Consider the following 17,350-nt stretch of genomic DNA (forward strand, 5'->3'; position numbering starts at 1 on the left):
TGATAAGCAGCGGATTCAAGCCGCTAAATCGTTCATGCAATTCAGGGAGTGCCAGTTCATGTGTCCAATTTCCACGTCGAGCGCGCACCTTCCTGGCGGATTGATTCTGGTAGTCGAGGACGATCCGTTGATTCTGGAGTTTCTGTGCGAAATTCTTCAGGAGGAAGGTTTCAAGGTCGAACCGCAGACCAGTGCCGATGCGGCCTCGCAATACCTGGAAGAGCACGCGCCCGAAGTCGCGCTGCTGCTCACCGACATCACCATGCCCGGCACCCTCAACGGGGCGGACCTGGCCAATCTGGTCGGCGAGCGCTGGCCGGACAAACCGGTGATGGTCATGTCCGGTTATGAAACGCCGGAAACCTCGGGCGTGAAGCATCCGGTGGCGTTCATCAAGAAGCCGTGGGCCATCGGCCAGTTGCTCGACTGTGTTGACGGTGCGTTCAAGTCGAAGGCGCCGCGTCTGCACTGAAGCGTCCCGCAAGTGCTACATTGCCGGGCATCGTTGCCCGGCCCCTTGCGAGGAAGTGATCTTTTGTCTGCTCACGATGCTGTTTTCAACCGCGCGTTCGGCGCGTTCCTGTTCGACATGGACGGCACCGTCCTCAACTCCATCGCCGCCGCCGAGCGGATCTGGTCCGCCTGGGCCGTGCGCCACGGGGTGAACGTCGAAACGTTCCTGCCGACCATCCACGGCGTGCGCGCCATCGACACCATCACGCGTTTGAACCTGCCGGGCGTGGACGCCGAAGCGCAAGCGGCGTTCATCACCGAGGCGGAAATCGAAGACGTCGAAGGCATCGTCGAGATCCCCGGCGCGGCAGCGTTTCTCAAATCGTTGCCGGCGGATCGCTGGGCCATGGTGACCTCGGCGCCACGGGATCTGGCATTGCGGCGGATGGCGGCGGCGGGTATTCCGGAGCCTGCGGTGATGATCACCGCTGAAGACGTGACCGCCGGCAAACCGGATCCGGCCGGTTATCGACTGGCCGCCAAACGCTTGGGCCTGGAACCGGCGGACTGCCTGATTTTCGAAGACGCCACCGTCGGTATTCAGGCCGCTGAGGCCGCCGGTGCGCCGTTGATGATCATCACCACGACTCACCAGCATCCTCTGGAAACCGTACACGCGACCATCGCCAGTTACCGCGACATTGCGCTGAGCATCGACAGCGACGGCCAGTTGCGCCTGCAACGTCAATAAACTCCGGGCACCAAGCGCCAGCTGCGGGCGCAATAGGCGTCGTATTCGGCACCGAACTGCGTGCGCAGCAGGGCCTCTTCGGAGTGGATGCGGGCGATCAGCGGGATCAGCGTCAGCGCCGCGAGCAACAGGCCGACCACCGAGCGAAACGCCAGCGCCCAACCGATCGCATTGATCACCAGCCCCAGATAACTGGGGTTGCGCAGATGCCGGTAGATGCCTTCGGTGACCAACCGGTGCCCCGGCTGAATCGCCACCAACCCGCTGAACCGATGGCCCAACACAAACACCGGCCACAAGCGCAACCCGCCACCGACGATAAACAGCAACGCGCCCAGCCAACGGGTACCTTCGCGGCCGATGGTCCAGAAACCGATGCGGTCGCAGTAAGCCGGCAGAAAGGCACTGACCAGTCCGATCACGGCAAACGCCGGAATCACCCAGCGATTGGCCCGGTCCTCGCGTTCGCCGGTACTCAGGTTCACTTCCGTAAAGAGCGAAGCCACCACCATGGCCAGCGTGGCCAGTGCCACCACGACCAAAGCGCCGTGAGAAAAGAACACCGCCACGCCACCGATGCCCCACATCGCCAGGCCCAGATAGGCGAGGGTGGCGAGCACTGCGACCACGGTCATTTGCGCAGACATTTTCATAGGCACCTCACGGCTGTTCCGTTCAGTGTAGATCCCGGCACGATCCCCGGCGTTTAGCTGGTGGCAGGGGCGTGGACTAAACTTCAGGCAGAGACGTTCCGATCATCCGAGCCGCCGCTTCGGGAGTCCGCCATGCTGCACATCCGCACGCCGCTGATCCTCCATCCGACCCTGTCGACCGCTTCCCGGCGCATCTGGCTGAAGCTGGAAAACCTGCAACCGTGCGGCTCGTTCAAGCTGCGTGGCATGGGCTTGTTGTGCAGTCAGGCAGCGGCGCAGGGCAAGCGCAAGGTCGTGTGTCCGTCCGGCGGCAATGCCGGACTGGCCACGGCGGTGGCCGCCGTCAGCCTGGGCCTGCAAGCCTGCATCGTGGTGCCGCACACCACACCGGAAGCGACCCGCGCGCGTATTCGCCGCACCGGCGCGGAGGTTATCGTCCACGGCAAAGTCTGGGACGAGGCCAACCAGCGAGCGCGGGAACTGGCCAGCGCGGCAGACACCGAATACGTGCCGGCCTTCGACCACCCGGTACTGTGGGAAGGGCACAGCACGATGGTCGACGAAATCCTCGACGACTGCCCGCAGGTCGATACTGTGGTCACGTCGGTCGGCGGCGGTGGTTTGCTGGCGGGAATTCTCACCGGGCTGCTACGGCATGATCGCCGAGACTGCCGCATCATCACCTGCGAAACTACAGGCGCTGCCTCGTTCGCTGCGGCCGTCAAGGCTGGTCATCCGGTGCGCCTGAGCCGCATCGACACCGTCGCCACCTCCCTCGGAGCTGCTCAGGTGGCGGCTTGGCCGGTAGAGCATATCGGCGAGTTCGATCATGAATGTCTGGTGCTGTCGGATGACGACGCGATCATGGGCGTGGTGCGTTATGCCAGTGATCTGCGGCAATTGGTGGAACCGGCGTGCGGAGTTTCGCTGGCGGTGGCGTATCTCGACCATCCGACGCTGGCGGGGGCGCATGATGTGGTGGTCATAGTTTGTGGCGGGGTGAGTATCAGTGCGCAGCTGGTGGCGGGGTGGGCGCGGTTGGGGGCTTGAATGTCTGCGGATCTAGCGTCGACCGCCTGGCCCTCACCCCAGCCCTCTCCCGGAGGGAGAGGGGGCCGACCGAGGTGTCTCGAGGGATACATCGACCTGAAATAACGAGTCGATTATGGATTCCTAACATTGACCTGAGGTACAGATTCGTTTATGGATTCAAAACATTTCGCTCACGTCGGCGGATCTCTCCAATATCCCCCAATCGGCTCCCTCTCCCTCCGGGAGAGGGCTGGGGTGAGGGCGCTTTTCGGATTAGGATCGCGATCTCAAACTCTCCGCAACCCGCACAATCTGCTCCAACACATCCCCCATCTGCCGAATCACCTCCAGATTGCTGAACCGCACCACCTCAATCCCCAGCCGCTGAAGATAAACCGTCCGCCGACGGTCATGAGTTAATCCCGCCTCCTCAAAATGCTGCCCCCCATCCAGCTCCACCGCCAGCTTCAATTCCACACAATAGAAATCCAGCACAAATGGCGGAACCGGCACCTGCCGGCGAAATTTCAGCCCCGCCACCTGCCGCGCCCGCAGCTTCTGCCAGAGCAGTTGTTCGCAGTCGGTCTGGGAGGTGCGCAAGTGGCGGGCGAACTGGCGTTGGGCGAAAGTAGGGCGATTTTGCATGCTTCACGTCCTTGTGAAGGGGATGGAGATTTCACTGTAGACCCGACCAATAGTCAGCACCACCGCCATTCCCGCGAGAGAGGTCTATCCTAGGCGGAGCCCTTTTTCGTGCCTACGGTGACCCGCGATGATCAATCTGGCCACGGCCCATCTGCTCACGGACTACAAGACCTGGGCCAATCAGCGTCTGTTCGACAGCCTGCAAGCGCTGCCGGCGGGGGAGACGACGAGGGAGCGCAAGACGGTTTTCAAGAACATGATCGGTACGCTGAACCACATCTACGTGGTCGACCGGATCTGGCAAGCGCACCTCGAAGGGCGCGAGCACGGTTTCACGACGTCCCATGATCTGGTGCACGCCGATCTCGGCGAGTTGCGTCAGGCCCAGCAGGAAGTCGACGGCTGGTATCGCACCTGGAGCGCGCAGCAGACCGAAGCCTCGCTGAACCGCCCGATCGATTTCAAATTCGTGTCCGGCGATGGCGGCACCATGAATGCCGGGGCGATCCTGATGCACGTGATCAACCACAACAACTACCACCGTGGCTGGGTGGTGCAGATGTATTTCGAGATCCCGCAGATGCCGCCGATGACCGACCTGCCGGTGTACCTGCGCGAGGTCGATCCGGGGTTCAAGCCGATCAGTGCGCCTGTGGCGGAAGAGGCGCCGACATGTGATGGGCAATCAGCGAGCGCAGCCAGCGTTCCGCCGGATCGTTGTCGTTGACCCCGTTCCAGACCATCGACAGCTCCGACGGCACGATGTCGAACGGCGGGTCGTCGGCACGCAACACGCTGCTGCCTTCGACCAATGCGCAGGCGGCGAAGTCCGGCACGGTGGCGAGCATGTCGGTGCCGGCCAGAATCGCCCGCAGCGGAGCGAATTGCGGCACCGCCAGCACCACGCGCCGGGCGCGGTTGATTCGCGCCAGATCGTTGTCGATAGCGCCGCCCAGATCCCCGGAAAACGACACCAGCGCATGGGGTCGTTCGCAGTATTCGTCGAGGGTCAGTGCGCCGGGACGATCATCGCCGCGCAGGATCTTGCAGCGCAGGTCCCGCAGCTTTTTGCGTTTGGCATTGGCCGGCAATTCGGTGGTGTAACTGACGCCGACGGAAATTTCCCCGGACGCCAGCATCGACGACATCAGCAGGAAATTCACCCGGCGGATCACCACCACCACGTCCGGTGCTTCTTCGCGCAATTGCTTGAGCAGCGGCGGCAGCAGGCCGAACTCGGCGTCGTCCGACAGACCGATGCGAAACACGTCGCGGCTGCTCAGCGGGTCGAAATCCTTGGCCCGGCTGACCGCCCCGGAGATGGTGTCCATCGCCGGCTGCAATTCCTTGAGAATCGCCAGCGCCCGCTGGGTTGGTTCCAGCACGCGGCCATTGCGCACCAGCAACGGGTCGTCGAACAGGTCGCGCAGTTTCGCCAGTGAAGCACTGACGGCGGGCTGGCCGAGGAACAGCTTTTCCCCGGCGCGGGTCAGGTTCTTTTCGAACATCAGGGTTTCGAAAATCACCAACAGGTTCATGTCCACGCGACGCAGGTCATTGCGGTTCATGCCGGAAGACTCGCTGGTTTTTTGAGTCTTCTCAGTAAAGCAGCAAAGTCTCGCGCTGTCGGGTCACTGGGCGGGATCGACCCCGGTCAAAACCTTGCGAAACGTTTCCACCAGCGGCCGCAGGTTGATCCGGTGCCACGCCGCCCACAACGGCGTGGTGAACGCCAGCCACGGCACTTCCCGCAGCACCACGCCCGGCGGTGCGTTATGGCTCAGGCCTTTCTGGATCATCGCGATCCCCAGCCCCGAAGCGACCAGCCCCAACGCGGTAAACGGCTCGGTGGCCTGCATCCGTACATCCGGGGTGAAACCTGCGCGGATGCAGGCGCTGACGAACTCATCGTCAGCGCCTTGGCGTGGCTGCACGCCGATCCATTCCTGATCGGCCAGATCCGCCGGGGTCAGCGATGGCAACTGGTTCAGCGGGTGATGTTCGGGCAGCGCCAGCAGCATCGGGTCGTCCAGTACCTGAAAGTCCAGCAGATCCGGGTCGTCGATCGTCGGCGGTTCACTGACCAGCGCGATATCGAGGCTACGCTGACGCAGGCCTTCCAGTTGCTCGGCAGAACTCAGGTTGTACAGCGCGACATGCACGTTCGGCCGGTCGACCCGCAGAACGCGCAAGGCATTGGGCAAGACCCCGGCGTGCATCGCGTTCTCGATGTAGCCGATGCACAGGCCGCCTTCTTCGCCACGGCCCAGGCGTTTGCCGAGGGATTCCAGGCGGTTGGCGTGGGTCAGCAGGGCGCGGGTTTCGGCGAGAAAGGTCTGGCCGTCGCGGGTCAGGCGAATGCGCTGTTGGCTGCGTTCGAACAGGGTCAGGCCCAGACGTTCTTCGAGCTGGGCTATCTGCCGGCTCAGGGGCGACTGGGAAATGTGCAGGCGCTCGGCGGCGCGGCCGACGTGTTCTTCCTCGGCGACGGCGACGAAGTAGCGCAATTGGCGGATGTCGATCATGTCAGACCTTCAGGGACTCAAGTGCTGCGGATTATGTCTTGGACGGTCTGAGTGGCGCAATCTAGGATCTGCTCAACGGTCAACACCGACCACGAACTACGAGGACAGCATCATGAGCTTGAAAGACAAACTTCCCGGCCAACTCGGCTTCGGCACCGCGCCGCTGGGCAACATGTTCCGCGCCATTCCTGAGGAAGAAGCCCAGGCCACCGTGCACGCGGCGTGGGATGCCGACGTGCGTTACTTCGACACCGCGCCGTTCTACGGCTCGGGCCTGTCGGAAATCCGCCTCGGCGAAGCACTGTCCCGCTACAAGCGCGACGACTATGTGCTCAGCACCAAGGTTGGCCGGGTGATTCTCGATGAAGTCGAAGACGCTGCCGCCCGGGATCTGGGCGAGAAAAGCGGGGTGTTCGAACACGGTCGCCCGAACAAGATCGTCAACGACTACAGCGCCGACGCCACGCTGCGTTCGATCGAAGACAGCCTCAAGCGTCTGAAAACCGATCGCCTCGACATCGTCTGGGTCCACGACATCGCTCAGGATTTCTACGGTGATCAATGGCTCGAGTACTTCAATCAGGCCCGCACCGGCGCCTTCAAAGTCCTGACCCGCCTGCGTGAAGAAGGCGTGATCAAGGGCTGGGGCCTGGGCGTGAACAAGGTCGAGCCGTGCGAGTTGACGCTGGACCTGACCGAGGCGCAGCCTGACGGCTTCCTGCTGGCCGGCCGCTACACCTTGCTCGATCACGACCGCGCCCTGCAGCGTTTGATGGATTCGGCCCGGGCGCAGAACGTTGAAATCGTTGTCGGAGGTCCATACAGCTCGGGGATCCTGGCCGGCGGTGCGCACTTCGAATACCAGAAGGCCAGTCCTGAAATCGTTGCCAAGGTCGAGCAGATCAAACGCATCGCCGCGACACACGGCGTCGATGTCAAAGCGGCTGCACTACAATTCTCGCTGGCCAATCCGGCCGTGGCGGCCGTGATTCCCGGCGCGAGCAAACCGGGGCGCATCGCTGAAGATGTAGCGGCGCTGTCGGCGGTCATTCCGGCCGGTTTCTGGCAGGCCATGCGTGAAGCGAAACTGGTGTCCGAACGTGCACCATTACCCATCGACGAGGTGAAAGCATGAAGATCGATCTGAGCGGAAAACTGGCGATTGTCAGCGGCAGCACGGCGGGCATCGGTTTGGGCATCAGCCAGTCGCTGGCCGAGGCGGGCGCCACGGTGGTGGTGATCGGTCGCGACGCGGCCAAGGTCGAACAGGCGCTGGCGAGCATTCGCGACAAGGTGCCGGGCGCGCAACTGCGCGGTCTGACGGCGGATCTGGGCACGGCCGAAGGCGCGCAGAAACTGTTCGCCGCCGAACCGAAAGCCGACATCCTGGTGAACAATCTCGGCATCTACAACGCCGTGGATTTCTTCGACGCGCCGGACGATGAGTGGACGCGCTTTTATGAAATCAACGTGATCTCCGGCGTGCGCCTGTCGCGGCATTACGTGCCGGCGATGGTCGAGCAGGGCTGGGGCCGGGTGATCTTCCTGTCTTCGGAATCCGGCGTGGCCACCCCGGCCGACATGATCAACTACGGCGTGACCAAAAGCGCCAACCTTGCGGTGTCCCATGGCCTGGCCAAACGCCTGGCGGGCACCGGGGTTACGGTCAATGCGATCCTGCCGGGGCCGACCTTCACCGACGGTGTCGAGGAAATGCTCAAGGATGCCGCCGCCGAGTCTGGCCGCAGCCTGCGGGACGAAGCCGACGCCTTTGTGCGCCGGGCCCGTCCGAGCTCGATCATCCAGCGCGTGGCGGATGTCGAAGAGGTCGCGCACCTGGTCACCTACATCGCTTCACCGCTGTCTTCGGCCACCACCGGCGCCGCTTTGCGGGTCGACGGCGGCGTGGTCGACAGCCTGACTATCTGAATTCATCGAGAGAGACTTTTTATTTATGGCAACAGCATCAGCAACGATCGACATCCCGGCTTCGGCCGATCAGGTCTGGCAATTGATTGGCGGCTTCAACACCTTGCCGGACTGGCTGCCGTTCATTCCCAACAGCGAACTGAGCGAAGGCGGGCGTGTGCGCACCCTGCAAACCGCTGACGGTGGCGTGGTGGTCGAGCGTCTGGAAACGTTCGATAACGCGGGCAAAACCTACAGCTATTCGATTCTGCAGGCACCGTTTCCGGCCACCGATTATCTGGCGACGATTCGTGTTGAGGCCCAAGGGCAGGGCGCGAAGGTGACGTGGTCGGGACGCTTCACGGCCAAGGGCGTGAGCGATGAGGAAGTGGTGGCGCTGTTTAGCGGCATCTATCAGGGCGGGCTTGAGGCACTGCGCGCCAACTACCCCGCCTGAGTTTGTTCACTGATCGTTCCCACGTCGAGGCGTCGAACCGTCCGCGTGGGAATGCAGCCCGGGACGCTCCGCGTCCCTTCCAGAGCTGGAACGCGGAGCGTCCCTTGAGGCATTCCCACGCAGAGCGTGGGAACGATCTATCTCAAGACTGTGAAATCAGGCTCTGCCGACAATCCAGCACCAGCTTCGCCCCGCCCAGATCACTGCGTCCCACCTCAAGACTGAACCCATGCAGGTTGACGATCGCCGCGACGATCGACAGTCCCAGACCAAAGCCGTTCTGCAATTGCCCGCCCTCGGCGCGGTAGAACCGCTGGAACACCGCCTCCCGTTCCGACTCGGGAATGCCGGGGCCGGAGTCATGCACTTCGATCCGCGTATGCCCCGCATCATTGACCCCGCGCAACACCACCGTGCCACCGGCCGGGGTGAACTTGATCGAGTTGCTCAACAGGTTCGCCAGCGCTTCAAACAGCAACGCCCGATCGCCGTTCAGCATCGGCAGAGTTTCCGGCATGTTCAGCTCGAAGTGCAGCTCGTCGTCTTCGGCCAGCGGCAGATAGAACTCGTGCAGTTCCTGCAGCAACAACACCGGATCAAGCTCGACAAAACCCGAGCGCCGCTGACGATCCTCCAGTTCGGAAATCCTCAATAAACCGCGAAACCGCGCCATCAGCGTATCGGCCTCGGCCAGCACCAGATCCAGTTGCGCCGCTTCCGACGAGCCTTCGCCGGCCTGCTGCTGCATGCGATACAACTGCGCGCGCAAGCGGGTCAGCGGGGTGCGCAGGTCATGGGCGATGTTGTCGCACACGCCTTTGACTTCGTTCATCAAGCGCTCGATGCGATCGAGCATGGCATTGACGATGGCGGCGAGCATGTCCAGCTCATCTCGGCGATTGGACAGTGGCAAACGGTGGGTCAGATCGCCGGCGACAATCGACTGGGCGCTGGCCTGGATCGCCCGGATCCGTCGCAGTGGCCGACGACGCAGCAAATGCCAGCCGATGATCCCCGGCACAATCGTCAGCGACACGCCCCAGAGCAGCGCATGCAGAATGATCTTCGTCACCGCGAACAGCGAGCCGTTGTCACGCAGCAGCACCAGCCAGCGACCGTCGCGGGTCGGGGTGGCTACCGCGTCGCAGCTGTCGGCGGGCAGGGTCGGGTCGTCGGAGTCGGCGCATTCGCTGAGCATGTGGATCTTGCCGTCCAGCGGCAGGCCCTCGGGGATCCTCTGCAACGCGCCACCCAGGTAACGGTGCTGAGCGTCGAACAGACCGTAGGCGTCGATGCCACGAATGTCGAAGGTCATGCTGGCGGCGAGCGCGTCTTCCAGCTGATCGCCGCGAAAATGCGAAAACAGATGCTGACGTTGCATCAGCGAATGCTTGGCCAAATTGTCGAGATAACCGGAAACCTCGAAGTACATGACCCCCATGAGGATCGCGCTCCAGGCCACGAACAACGAACTGTACAGCGCCAGCAAGCGGCTGCTGGAGGAGCGCCAACCGTCAGACGGGTTCGGCAATGACATAACCCGAGCCTCGCACCGTGCGGATCAGCGGGACATTGCCCGGCGGGTCGATCTTCTTGCGCAGGCGGCCGATGTGCACGTCGATCAGGTTGGTGCCGGGGTCGAAGTGATAGCCCCAGACCTCTTCGAAAATCATCATCCGCGACAGAATCTGGCCGCTGTTGCGCATCAGGAATTCCAGCAATTTGTACTCGGTCGGCAGCAGCGTCAGCACCTGTTCGGCGCGGCGGGCTTCGTGGCTGATCAGATCGAGTTGCAGATCCGCCACCTGCAACGTGGTCGGCTGGGCGCCATTGCTGTTCTGGCGACGCAGCAATACTTCGACCCGGGCGGCCATTTCATCGGTGGCGAACGGTTTGGTCAGGTAGTCATCGCCGCCGGCGCGCAAGCCGCGCACGCGCTCGTCGACATCGGAGAGGGCGCTGATCATCAGGATCGGCGTGGCCACGCCCATGGTGCGCAGGGTGGTGACGATGGCCAGGCCATCAAGCTCCGGCAGCATGCGGTCGAGGGTGATCAGGTCGTAGTTGCCGCTGACGGCGCGGTCCAGGCCTTCACGGCCGTTGTCGACCCAGTCCACGTCGAGGCCGTGGCTGCTCAGTTCGGCGACAATTTCCCGGGCGGTCACGGCGTCGTCTTCGATGGTGAGGATGCGAGTCATGGTGGGCCTGCTGGTCTGTTCAAACGCAATGGCAGCATTTTGCCAAGATTTTGCGCCGGCGCTTTAAATTAACTTTCATGTTTTAGCGGATACAAACGCCACGGCCGGGCTTTTGTGCCAATGCATAAAACCCGCTGTTATCGACCCGTTGTTGCAATTTGCATGGTCTTAGGAAGTTCAGACTTTTTAAGCTATTGAATTCAAACGATTTATTTAATGTGGGCGACTGGCACGGTCACTGCAATTCCTCTGATGACGAGTTGTAACACCATTTTTCATGCCTGGAGCACTACAACAATGAATAGATCCTCTGATGGGTTTTATCCTGCCTACGAAGGAGAGTCGAGCAACGTCTCGGGGGTGTCCTGGGGCGCGATCTTCGCAGGGGCTGCCGCTGCGGCGGCACTGTCGCTGATTCTCGTGCTGCTGGGCTTCGGTCTGGGCTTCTCCGCCGTTTCACCGTGGGCCGGGGAGGGCGTCAGCGCCAAGGGCCTGGGCATTTCCACCATTATCTGGCTGGCGGCCACGCAAATCATCGCTTCGGGGCTCGGCGGCTACATTGCTGGTCGCTTGCGAGTGAAGTGGGCCAACATGCACGGTGACGAGGTGTATTTCCGCGACACCGCCCATGGCTTCCTTTCCTGGTGTGTCGCGACGCTGGTCACCGCAACGCTGGTGGTCGGCTCGGTCAGCAGCATCGTCAGCGGTGGCGTGCAGGCCGGTGCGAGTGTTGTCGGCGGCGCTGCCGGTGCCATGACGCAAGCGGCCGGCACAGCGGCCGGCAAAACCGATAGTGACCAGTACGGCTACTTCGTCGACAGCCTGTTCCGCGACGATCGTCCCGCCGCCGTCAGCGATGACGCCGCCCGTGGCACCGTAACCCGGATCTTCGCCCAAAGCCTGGCCAACGGTCAGCTCAGCGCCGAAGACCGTACCTACCTCGCACAACTGGTCGCTCAGCGTACCAACCTGACCCAGGCCGACGCCGAACGTCGGGTCGATGAAATCTACGCCCGTACCCAGAAAGCCATCGCCGACGCCAAGCTGAAAGCGCAACAAGCCGCCGACACCGCCGCCAAAGTCGCTGCCTGGACCACGCTGTGGATGTTCATCGCACTGTTGGCCGGTGCGTTCTTCGCCAGCCTCTCGGCCACCTTCGGCGGTCGTCGCCGGGATGCGGTCGAGTACGTCGAAGTCGAAACCTACACCACGACCACGCTGCCGCCAGTCCGTTAATCAAGGAGAACCACCATGCGCTCACTACTGCTGTTTTTCCTCGGTGTTCCAATCCCGATCATCATCCTGATCGCCCTGTTCGTGCACTGATTCCTTGAGGCACATGCCTTGGCCGCTTCCACCTTCGGGTTGAAGCGGCTTTTTGCTTTCTGCGCGGGGCCGAAGGCGCAGAACCGACCAGTCATTTCCATGGCCTGGATCAATATTCGTCGGCGCAATATCCCCTACCGTGAAATTTCCAGGCCCTTGCCGCTGGATCGACTACATTGCTTGCGCGCACTTTGCTGCGCGAGCGGAACCAACCTGCCGGCCCGATAGAGAGATAACACCCGACGTGCCGGCGAGGTGTAGTGCAGCAAGGAGCTGTTTCAACCTCACCTGAACCTTTCACGGATGATCATTGCAATGCACTGCCTAGAAAGAACCTTCGATATCCAGCCTTTGGCGCAGGCGGATATGACTGTCCACATCAACGGCCAGCCGGTCACCGCCGCCATCGGCGAGACCGTGCTCAGCGTCATTCAGTCCCTCGGCGTGCGCCAGGTCGCGCGCAACGATCACAACCAGATCAGCGGTGCCTATTGCGGCATGGGCGTGTGCCAGTGCTGCCTGGTGAAAATCAACGGCCGGCACAAGCGCCGCGCCTGCCAGACCGTGGTGCGCGAGGGCATGTTGATCGAAACCCAGGTCAACCGTATTCACGGGCAGGAGGTGGTATGAGCCTGCATCCGGTGATCGTCGGCGGTGGCCCGGCGGGAATGGCCGCGGCCATCGAACTGGCCCTGCACGGGGTGCGCTGCACTTTGCTTGAAGAGGCTTCGCGCCTGGGTGGCGTGGTCTATCGCGGGCCGCTGCGGGACGGCGTGCAGCTGGATTACCTGGGGCCGCGCTATTCCGAGGCGTTGGGCAAACTGCACGGTGATTTTCAGGAGCAGTCCGGGCTGATCGACGTGCGCCTCAACCACCGCGTGGTCGGCGCCGAAGGCACGCGCTCGCTGGTGGTGCTGGACGGCGACGAGCGACTGCACGAAATCGAATACCCGCAGTTGCTGCTGGCCGCCGGTTGCCATGAACGCAGCGTGCCGTTTCCAGGCTGGACGCTGCCCGGCGTGATCATGCTCGGCGGCCTGCAATTGCAGATCAAAAGCGGCGTGGTCAAACCGCAGGGGCCGGTGGTGATCGCCGGTACCGGGCCGCTGTTGCCGCTGGTGGCGACTCAGTTGCATGCGTCGGGTGTGAGCGTGGCCGGGGTCTACGAGGCCTGCGCGTTCGGCAAGATCGCCAAGGAAAGTCTGGCACTGCTGAACAAGCCGCAACTGTTCCTCGATGGCTTGAGCATGCTCGCTTATCTGAAACTGCATGGCATCCCGATGAACTACGGCTGGGGCGTGGTCGAAGCGCACGGCGAAGGCGAACTGAAAAGCGTCAGCGTGGCGCCGTACTCGGCAACGTGGGAGCCGGACATGAGTCGCGTCGAACGCTTCGAGGCGAAGACACTCGCGGTCGGCTACGGCTTCATTCCGCGCACGCAACTGAGTCAGCAAATGGGCCTGGATCACGGCTTCAGCGACGACGGTTACCTGCGCGCCAACGCCAACATCTGGCAGCAAAGCAGCGAGCCCCACGTGCATCTGGCCGGTGACATGGGCGGGATTCGCGGCGGTGAAGCGGCGATGCTGGCCGGCAAGATCGCGGCGACCTCGATCCTGCTGCAACGCGGTGTGCTCGAAGAGGAACTGGCGCGCGTCCGTCGCGACCGTTATCTGGGCAAACTCAAAGCCATCGTGCGCTTCCGCGCGGCGGTGGATCGCTACACCGAACGCGGCGTCGGGCAGACCGCATTGCCGGCTGCCGACACGGTGATCTGCCGCTGCGAACACGCGACCCGCGCCGACATCGACCGCGCGCTGGAGCAGGGCGTGCAAGACATCGCCAGCCTGAAAATGCGCACCCGCGTAAGCATGGGCGACTGTCAGGGGCGGATGTGCGTCGGCTATTGCAGCGACCGCTTGCGTCAGTCCACCGGGCGCAAGGATGTCGGCTGGCTGCGGCCGCGCTTCCCCATCGATCCGATTCCTTTTTCCGCGTTCCAGTCCCTCGGCACGGAGGCCGTTTCCCATGAGTAAGTTCTATGACGTGGTCATCGCCGGCGGCGGTGTGATCGGCGCGTCCATCGCCTACCAATTGTCCAAGCGCAAAGGCCTCAAGGTTGCGCTGATCGACGCCAAGCGCCCGGGCAACGCGACCCGCGCTTCGGCCGGTGGTTTGTGGGCGATTGGCGAGTCGGTGGGATTGGGTTGCGGGGTGATTTTCTTCCGCATGATGTCGGCCAACCGCAAGCGCGAAACCCAGGGCGCGGCGGTGGCGGTTGACTCCAGCACACCGCACATCCTGCCGCCGTCGTTTTTCGATTTCGCCTTGCAGTCCAACGCGCTGTACCCGGCGCTGCACCGCGAGCTGCGTGACAATCACGGGATGGATTTCAAGTTCGAAAAGACCGGGCTCAAATTCGTGATCTATGACGATGAAGACCGGTTGTACGCCGAGCACATCGTCGGCTGCATTCCGCACCTGGCCGATCAGGTGCGCTGGCTGGATCAGGCGGCATTGCGCGAGTCAGAGCCGAGCGTCAGCCATGAAGCGCGCGGGGCGCTGGAGTTTCTCTGCGACCACCAGGTCAGCCCGTTCCGCCTGGCCGACGCCTACACCGAAGGTGCCCGGCAGAATGGCGTGGACATGTACGTCAACACCAACATAACCGGCGTGCTGCATCACGGCTCGCGGGTGACTGGCGTACAGACGGCCGAAGCCGGGGTGTTTCACTGCAAGACCCTGATCAACGCCGCTGGCGCTTGGGCGGCGGATTTGAGCGAGTGGGCCACGGGCATTCGCATTCCGGTGAAACCGGTGAAAGGCCAGATCCTGCTGACCGAGCGCCTGCCGAAAATCCTCAACGGTTGCCTGACCACCAGCGATTGCTACATGGCGCAGAAGGACAACGGCGAAATCCTGATCGGCAGCACCACCGAGGATAAGGGCTTCGACGTCACCACCACCTGGCCGGAAATCGCCGGGCTGGTGCAGGGCGCGGTGCGTTGTTTGCCGGAACTGGCGGACATCAACCTCAAACGCACCTGGGCCGGGTTGCGGCCGGGCTCGCCGGACGAATTGCCGATTCTCGGGCCGATGGCCGGGGTGGAGGGGTATCTCAACGCCTGCGGGCATTTCCGCACCGGGGTGCTGACGTCGGCGATCACCGGGGTGTTGCTGGACAAACTGGTCAACGATGAACCGCTGCCGCTGGACATCACGCCGTTTCTGGCGGACCGGTTTGAAGTGGCGCCGGCCAAAGAAGAGAGGGAGCTGGAGATAGCCTGAGCCTGCTGGCTGTGATCGTTCCCACGTCGAACCGTCCGCGTGGGAATGCAGCCCGGGACGCTCCGCGTCCCTTCCAGAGCTGGAACGCGGAGCGTCCCTTGAGGCATTCCCACGCAGAGCGTGGGAACGATCATCAACTCTGAAAACGTCAGGACTTGCCCGATTGCTCTTCCAGTTGATCCGACTCGAACAACCGGGCCAGTTCCGCCCGCGCTTCCTGCGCGGTCTGCAGCACTTTGGCCGCGTCGTCGTACACCGCGTGTTGAGCCTCGAGTACCTGTTCGTCATGGTGCTTGAAGCGCTTGATCCGCGCATCGGCCTGGGCCTGGGTCAAGCCAAGGCCAACCAGGGTGCGGCGGCTCATTTCCAGGCTTGAGTAATAGGTCTCCCGGATCGGATCGGCCCCGACATCCACCAGCCGATGCACATGCTGCCGGTTACGCGCCCGGGCGATGATCTTCATGTCTGGATAGAGCTTGCGCACGATCTCAGCGGTCTTGATGTTGGTTTCCGGATCATCCGTGGCAATCACGAAGTACTCCGCTTCACCGACCTTGGCCGCGCTGAGGATTTCCGGCCGCATCGGGTCACCGTAGAACACCGGCACACCACCAAAACTGCGCGACAGTTCGATGGTTTCCACCGAGGTGTCCAGCGCGACGAACTTGATGTTCTGCGCCCGCAGGATCCGCGCCACGATCTGACCCATCCGGCCCATGCCGGCAATCACCACCCGTGGGGTTTCGGTTTCGATCTGGCGGAATTTCTCGGGGACTTCCACCGGTTGCACTTTCGGGCTGACCAGCCGTGCGCAAATCAACAGCAACAGCGGCGTGACCGCCATCGACAGGGTGATGGTCAGCACCAGCAGATCGTACAGTTGCGGTTCGAACAGCCCCTGATCGAGACCGATCTTGAACACCACAAACGCAAACTCACCGCCTGCCGCCAGCACGATGCCGAGGCGAATTGCGCTGACCTTGTTCAATCCACCCGCCAGACGCCCGACCACAAACAGCAGCGGCAACTTCAGGGCGATCAGCAGCAGCGTCAGCCCAAGCACCGTGATCGGCGCGCTGAGCAGCAGACTGAGGTTGGCGCCCATGCCGACGCTGATGAAAAACAACCCGAGCAGCAGGCCCTTGAACGGCTCGATCTGCGCTTCCAGCTCATGGCGATATTCCGAATCCGCCAACAGCAACCCGGCAAGAAACGCGCCCAACGCCATCGACACACCAACCATGTCCATCAGCCACGCGGTGCCGATCACCACCAGCAACGCGGTGGCGGTGGAGACTTCCGGCAGACCGGTTTTCGCCACGATGCGGAACACCGGACGCAGCAGATAACGTCCGCCGATCACCACCACGGCAATACCGCCAAGCACCTGCAAACTGTGGCGCACGTCGTCGGCGGTGCTGGTGTGGTGATCGACCCCCGCGAGCATCGGCACCAGCGCGATCAGCGGGATCGCGGCGATGTCCTGGAACAGCAGAATCGCAAACGCCAGCCGACCGTGGGGGCTGGTCAGTTCCTTTCGCTCAGCGAGGCTTTGCAACCCGAACGCGGTGGACGACAGCGCCAGACCCAGGCCCAAGACAATCGCGCTGTTCAACGGCTGACCGAACACCGACAACGCCAGCACCCCGATCACCGAGCCGGTCAGCAGCACCTGCGCCAGACCCACGCCGAATACCGATTTGCGCATCACCCATAAACGTCGCGGCGACAACTCCAGACCGATGATGAACAACAGCAACACCACGCCCAGTTCCGAGATATGGCTGACGCTTTGCGGATTGCCGATCAGGCCCAGCACCGACGGGCCGATGATCACCCCGGCGAACAGATAACCGAGCACCGCGCCCAGTTGCAGACGCTTGGCCAGGGGAACGGTGAGCACGGCGGCGAAGAGAAAGACGACGGCGGCTTGTAACAGATTGCCTTCATGGGGCATGAGCGGAACTCCAGTAACGCGGTACGGCGGGGGGCGACAAGGATAAAGGTTGCAACGATTCAAGATCCACCGCAGATCCTGATGGGGGAGCGGGCTTGCTCGCGAAGGCGGTGTGTCATTCCGCAGATCAGTTGCCTGACACGGCCTCTTCGCGAGC

Annotated in this window: 18 protein-coding genes; 11 read left to right on the top strand and 7 right to left on the bottom strand. The window is 62.7% G+C overall.

Translation table 11 applies throughout. The features are described 5' to 3' along the window. Window positions 1-58 precede the first annotated feature (58 nt). Complete coding sequence (locus CAF74_RS08445; RefSeq protein ID WP_085746029.1) at window positions 59-472, top strand: response regulator; 414 nt, start codon at window positions 59-61, stop codon at window positions 470-472. Between the two features lie 63 nt (window positions 473-535). Beyond that, entirely contained in the window at window positions 536-1,204 is a 669-nt protein-coding gene (locus CAF74_RS08450) for an HAD family hydrolase (RefSeq protein ID WP_085746030.1), read from the top strand. Here the strand turns inward: CAF74_RS08450 and CAF74_RS08455 are convergent. Then, window positions 1,198-1,857: an isoprenylcysteine carboxylmethyltransferase family protein gene (locus CAF74_RS08455; protein ID WP_085654273.1), complete on the bottom strand. Its 660-nt coding sequence runs from the start codon at window positions 1,855-1,857 to the stop codon at window positions 1,198-1,200. The genes CAF74_RS08450 and CAF74_RS08455 overlap by 7 nt on opposite strands. Before the next feature lie 132 nt (window positions 1,858-1,989). On the opposite strand from CAF74_RS08455, the gene CAF74_RS08460 reads away from it, so the two are divergent. Next, complete coding sequence (locus tag CAF74_RS08460) at window positions 1,990-2,907, top strand: pyridoxal-phosphate dependent enzyme (RefSeq protein ID WP_085746031.1); 918 nt, start codon at window positions 1,990-1,992, stop codon at window positions 2,905-2,907. Window positions 2,908-3,162: 255 nt separating this feature from the next. On the opposite strand, the gene CAF74_RS08465 is transcribed toward CAF74_RS08460, so the two are convergent. Further along, on the bottom strand, window positions 3,163-3,534 hold the full coding sequence (locus CAF74_RS08465) for an endonuclease domain-containing protein (RefSeq protein WP_085746032.1): 372 nt from the start codon (window positions 3,532-3,534) through the stop codon (window positions 3,163-3,165). A 127-nt stretch (window positions 3,535-3,661) separates the two neighbouring features. Between CAF74_RS08465 and CAF74_RS08470 the strand changes: the two genes are divergently transcribed. Further along, the gene (locus CAF74_RS08470) at window positions 3,662-4,261 is read left to right on the top strand and encodes a DinB family protein (protein ID WP_085746033.1); all 600 of its coding nucleotides are present in this window, start codon (window positions 3,662-3,664) and stop codon (window positions 4,259-4,261) included. Here the strand turns inward: CAF74_RS08470 and CAF74_RS08475 are convergent. Both CAF74_RS08475 and CAF74_RS08480 read right to left on the bottom strand, forming a co-directional pair. Further along, window positions 4,176-5,102: a LysR substrate-binding domain-containing protein gene (locus CAF74_RS08475; protein WP_085602635.1), complete on the bottom strand. Its 927-nt coding sequence runs from the start codon at window positions 5,100-5,102 to the stop codon at window positions 4,176-4,178. The genes CAF74_RS08470 and CAF74_RS08475 overlap by 86 nt on opposite strands. Window positions 5,103-5,165: 63 nt before the next feature. Further along, window positions 5,166-6,059: a LysR substrate-binding domain-containing protein gene (locus CAF74_RS08480; RefSeq protein ID WP_085746034.1), complete on the bottom strand. Its 894-nt coding sequence runs from the start codon at window positions 6,057-6,059 to the stop codon at window positions 5,166-5,168. A 112-nt stretch (window positions 6,060-6,171) separates the two neighbouring features. Between CAF74_RS08480 and CAF74_RS08485 the strand changes: the two genes are divergently transcribed. The 3 genes from CAF74_RS08485 to CAF74_RS08495 are packed head-to-tail and all read left to right on the top strand — an operon-like array spanning window position 6,172 to window position 8,424. After that, on the top strand, window positions 6,172-7,194 hold the full coding sequence (locus CAF74_RS08485; RefSeq protein WP_085746035.1) for an aldo/keto reductase: 1,023 nt from the start codon (window positions 6,172-6,174) through the stop codon (window positions 7,192-7,194). Beyond that, window positions 7,191-7,988, top strand: coding sequence for an SDR family NAD(P)-dependent oxidoreductase (locus CAF74_RS08490; RefSeq protein WP_007952959.1), 798 nt, complete (start codon window positions 7,191-7,193; stop codon window positions 7,986-7,988). The genes CAF74_RS08485 and CAF74_RS08490 overlap by 4 nt, the downstream gene beginning before the upstream one ends. Window positions 7,989-8,013: 25 nt before the next feature. After that, complete coding sequence (locus tag CAF74_RS08495) at window positions 8,014-8,424, top strand: SRPBCC family protein (RefSeq protein WP_064597619.1); 411 nt, start codon at window positions 8,014-8,016, stop codon at window positions 8,422-8,424. Between the two features lie 142 nt (window positions 8,425-8,566). On the opposite strand, the gene CAF74_RS08500 is transcribed toward CAF74_RS08495, so the two are convergent. Both CAF74_RS08500 and CAF74_RS08505 read right to left on the bottom strand, forming a co-directional pair. After that, complete coding sequence (locus CAF74_RS08500; RefSeq protein ID WP_085746036.1) at window positions 8,567-9,961, bottom strand: HAMP domain-containing sensor histidine kinase; 1,395 nt, start codon at window positions 9,959-9,961, stop codon at window positions 8,567-8,569. After that, entirely contained in the window at window positions 9,939-10,622 is a 684-nt protein-coding gene (locus CAF74_RS08505) for a response regulator transcription factor (RefSeq protein WP_007952956.1), read from the bottom strand. Before CAF74_RS08505 ends, CAF74_RS08500 begins: the two co-directional genes overlap by 23 nt. 297 nt (window positions 10,623-10,919) lie before the next feature. On the opposite strand from CAF74_RS08505, the gene CAF74_RS08510 reads away from it, so the two are divergent. The 4 genes from CAF74_RS08510 to hcnC all read left to right on the top strand — a co-directional run bounded on the left by CAF74_RS08510 (window position 10,920) and on the right by hcnC (window position 15,236). Further along, complete coding sequence (locus CAF74_RS08510) at window positions 10,920-11,858, top strand: hypothetical protein (RefSeq protein WP_085746037.1); 939 nt, start codon at window positions 10,920-10,922, stop codon at window positions 11,856-11,858. A 405-nt stretch (window positions 11,859-12,263) separates the two neighbouring features. Beyond that, the gene (gene hcnA, locus CAF74_RS08520) at window positions 12,264-12,578 is read left to right on the top strand and encodes a cyanide-forming glycine dehydrogenase subunit HcnA (protein ID WP_085746268.1); all 315 of its coding nucleotides are present in this window, start codon (window positions 12,264-12,266) and stop codon (window positions 12,576-12,578) included. Continuing rightward, on the top strand, window positions 12,575-13,984 hold the full coding sequence (hcnB, locus tag CAF74_RS08525; RefSeq protein WP_085746038.1) for a cyanide-forming glycine dehydrogenase subunit HcnB: 1,410 nt from the start codon (window positions 12,575-12,577) through the stop codon (window positions 13,982-13,984). Before hcnA ends, hcnB begins: the two co-directional genes overlap by 4 nt. Beyond that, window positions 13,977-15,236: a cyanide-forming glycine dehydrogenase subunit HcnC gene (hcnC, locus tag CAF74_RS08530; RefSeq protein ID WP_085746039.1), complete on the top strand. Its 1,260-nt coding sequence runs from the start codon at window positions 13,977-13,979 to the stop codon at window positions 15,234-15,236. The genes hcnB and hcnC overlap by 8 nt, the downstream gene beginning before the upstream one ends. A 148-nt stretch (window positions 15,237-15,384) precedes the next feature. Here hcnC and CAF74_RS08535 read toward each other — a convergent pair whose 3' ends face one another. Then, window positions 15,385-17,193 (bottom strand): monovalent cation:proton antiporter-2 (CPA2) family protein, encoded by a 1,809-nt coding sequence (locus CAF74_RS08535; protein ID WP_085746040.1) that lies wholly within the window; start codon window positions 17,191-17,193, stop codon window positions 15,385-15,387. Window positions 17,194-17,350 lie beyond the last annotated feature (157 nt).

Origin of the sequence: Pseudomonas sp. R45(2017), from assembly GCF_002112305.1 — a bacterium.
Classification (GTDB): Bacteria; Pseudomonadota; Gammaproteobacteria; order Pseudomonadales; family Pseudomonadaceae; genus Aquipseudomonas; species Aquipseudomonas paraglycinae.

Excerpts from the sequence above, each read along its gene's own strand:
- CAF74_RS08445 (WP_085746029.1), top strand. The coding sequence starts at position 59 with ATGTGTCCAATTTCCACGTCGAGCGCGCACCTTCCTGGCGGATTGATT.
- CAF74_RS08455 (WP_085654273.1), bottom strand. The coding sequence starts at position 1,857 with ATGAAAATGTCTGCGCAAATGACCGTGGTCGCAGTGCTCGCCACCCTC.
- CAF74_RS08460 (WP_085746031.1), top strand. The coding sequence starts at position 1,990 with ATGCTGCACATCCGCACGCCGCTGATCCTCCATCCGACCCTGTCGACC.
- CAF74_RS08465 (WP_085746032.1), bottom strand. The coding sequence starts at position 3,534 with ATGCAAAATCGCCCTACTTTCGCCCAACGCCAGTTCGCCCGCCACTTG.
- CAF74_RS08470 (WP_085746033.1), top strand. The coding sequence starts at position 3,662 with ATGATCAATCTGGCCACGGCCCATCTGCTCACGGACTACAAGACCTGG.
- CAF74_RS08475 (WP_085602635.1), bottom strand. The coding sequence starts at position 5,102 with ATGAACCGCAATGACCTGCGTCGCGTGGACATGAACCTGTTGGTGATT.
- CAF74_RS08480 (WP_085746034.1), bottom strand. The coding sequence starts at position 6,059 with ATGATCGACATCCGCCAATTGCGCTACTTCGTCGCCGTCGCCGAGGAA.
- CAF74_RS08485 (WP_085746035.1), top strand. The coding sequence starts at position 6,172 with ATGAGCTTGAAAGACAAACTTCCCGGCCAACTCGGCTTCGGCACCGCG.
- CAF74_RS08490 (WP_007952959.1), top strand. The coding sequence starts at position 7,191 with ATGAAGATCGATCTGAGCGGAAAACTGGCGATTGTCAGCGGCAGCACG.
- CAF74_RS08495 (WP_064597619.1), top strand. The coding sequence starts at position 8,014 with ATGGCAACAGCATCAGCAACGATCGACATCCCGGCTTCGGCCGATCAG.
- CAF74_RS08500 (WP_085746036.1), bottom strand. The coding sequence starts at position 9,961 with ATGTCATTGCCGAACCCGTCTGACGGTTGGCGCTCCTCCAGCAGCCGC.
- CAF74_RS08505 (WP_007952956.1), bottom strand. The coding sequence starts at position 10,622 with ATGACTCGCATCCTCACCATCGAAGACGACGCCGTGACCGCCCGGGAA.
- CAF74_RS08510 (WP_085746037.1), top strand. The coding sequence starts at position 10,920 with ATGAATAGATCCTCTGATGGGTTTTATCCTGCCTACGAAGGAGAGTCG.
- hcnA (WP_085746268.1), top strand. The coding sequence starts at position 12,264 with ATGCACTGCCTAGAAAGAACCTTCGATATCCAGCCTTTGGCGCAGGCG.
- hcnB (WP_085746038.1), top strand. The coding sequence starts at position 12,575 with ATGAGCCTGCATCCGGTGATCGTCGGCGGTGGCCCGGCGGGAATGGCC.
- hcnC (WP_085746039.1), top strand. The coding sequence starts at position 13,977 with ATGAGTAAGTTCTATGACGTGGTCATCGCCGGCGGCGGTGTGATCGGC.
- CAF74_RS08535 (WP_085746040.1), bottom strand. The coding sequence starts at position 17,193 with ATGCCCCATGAAGGCAATCTGTTACAAGCCGCCGTCGTCTTTCTCTTC.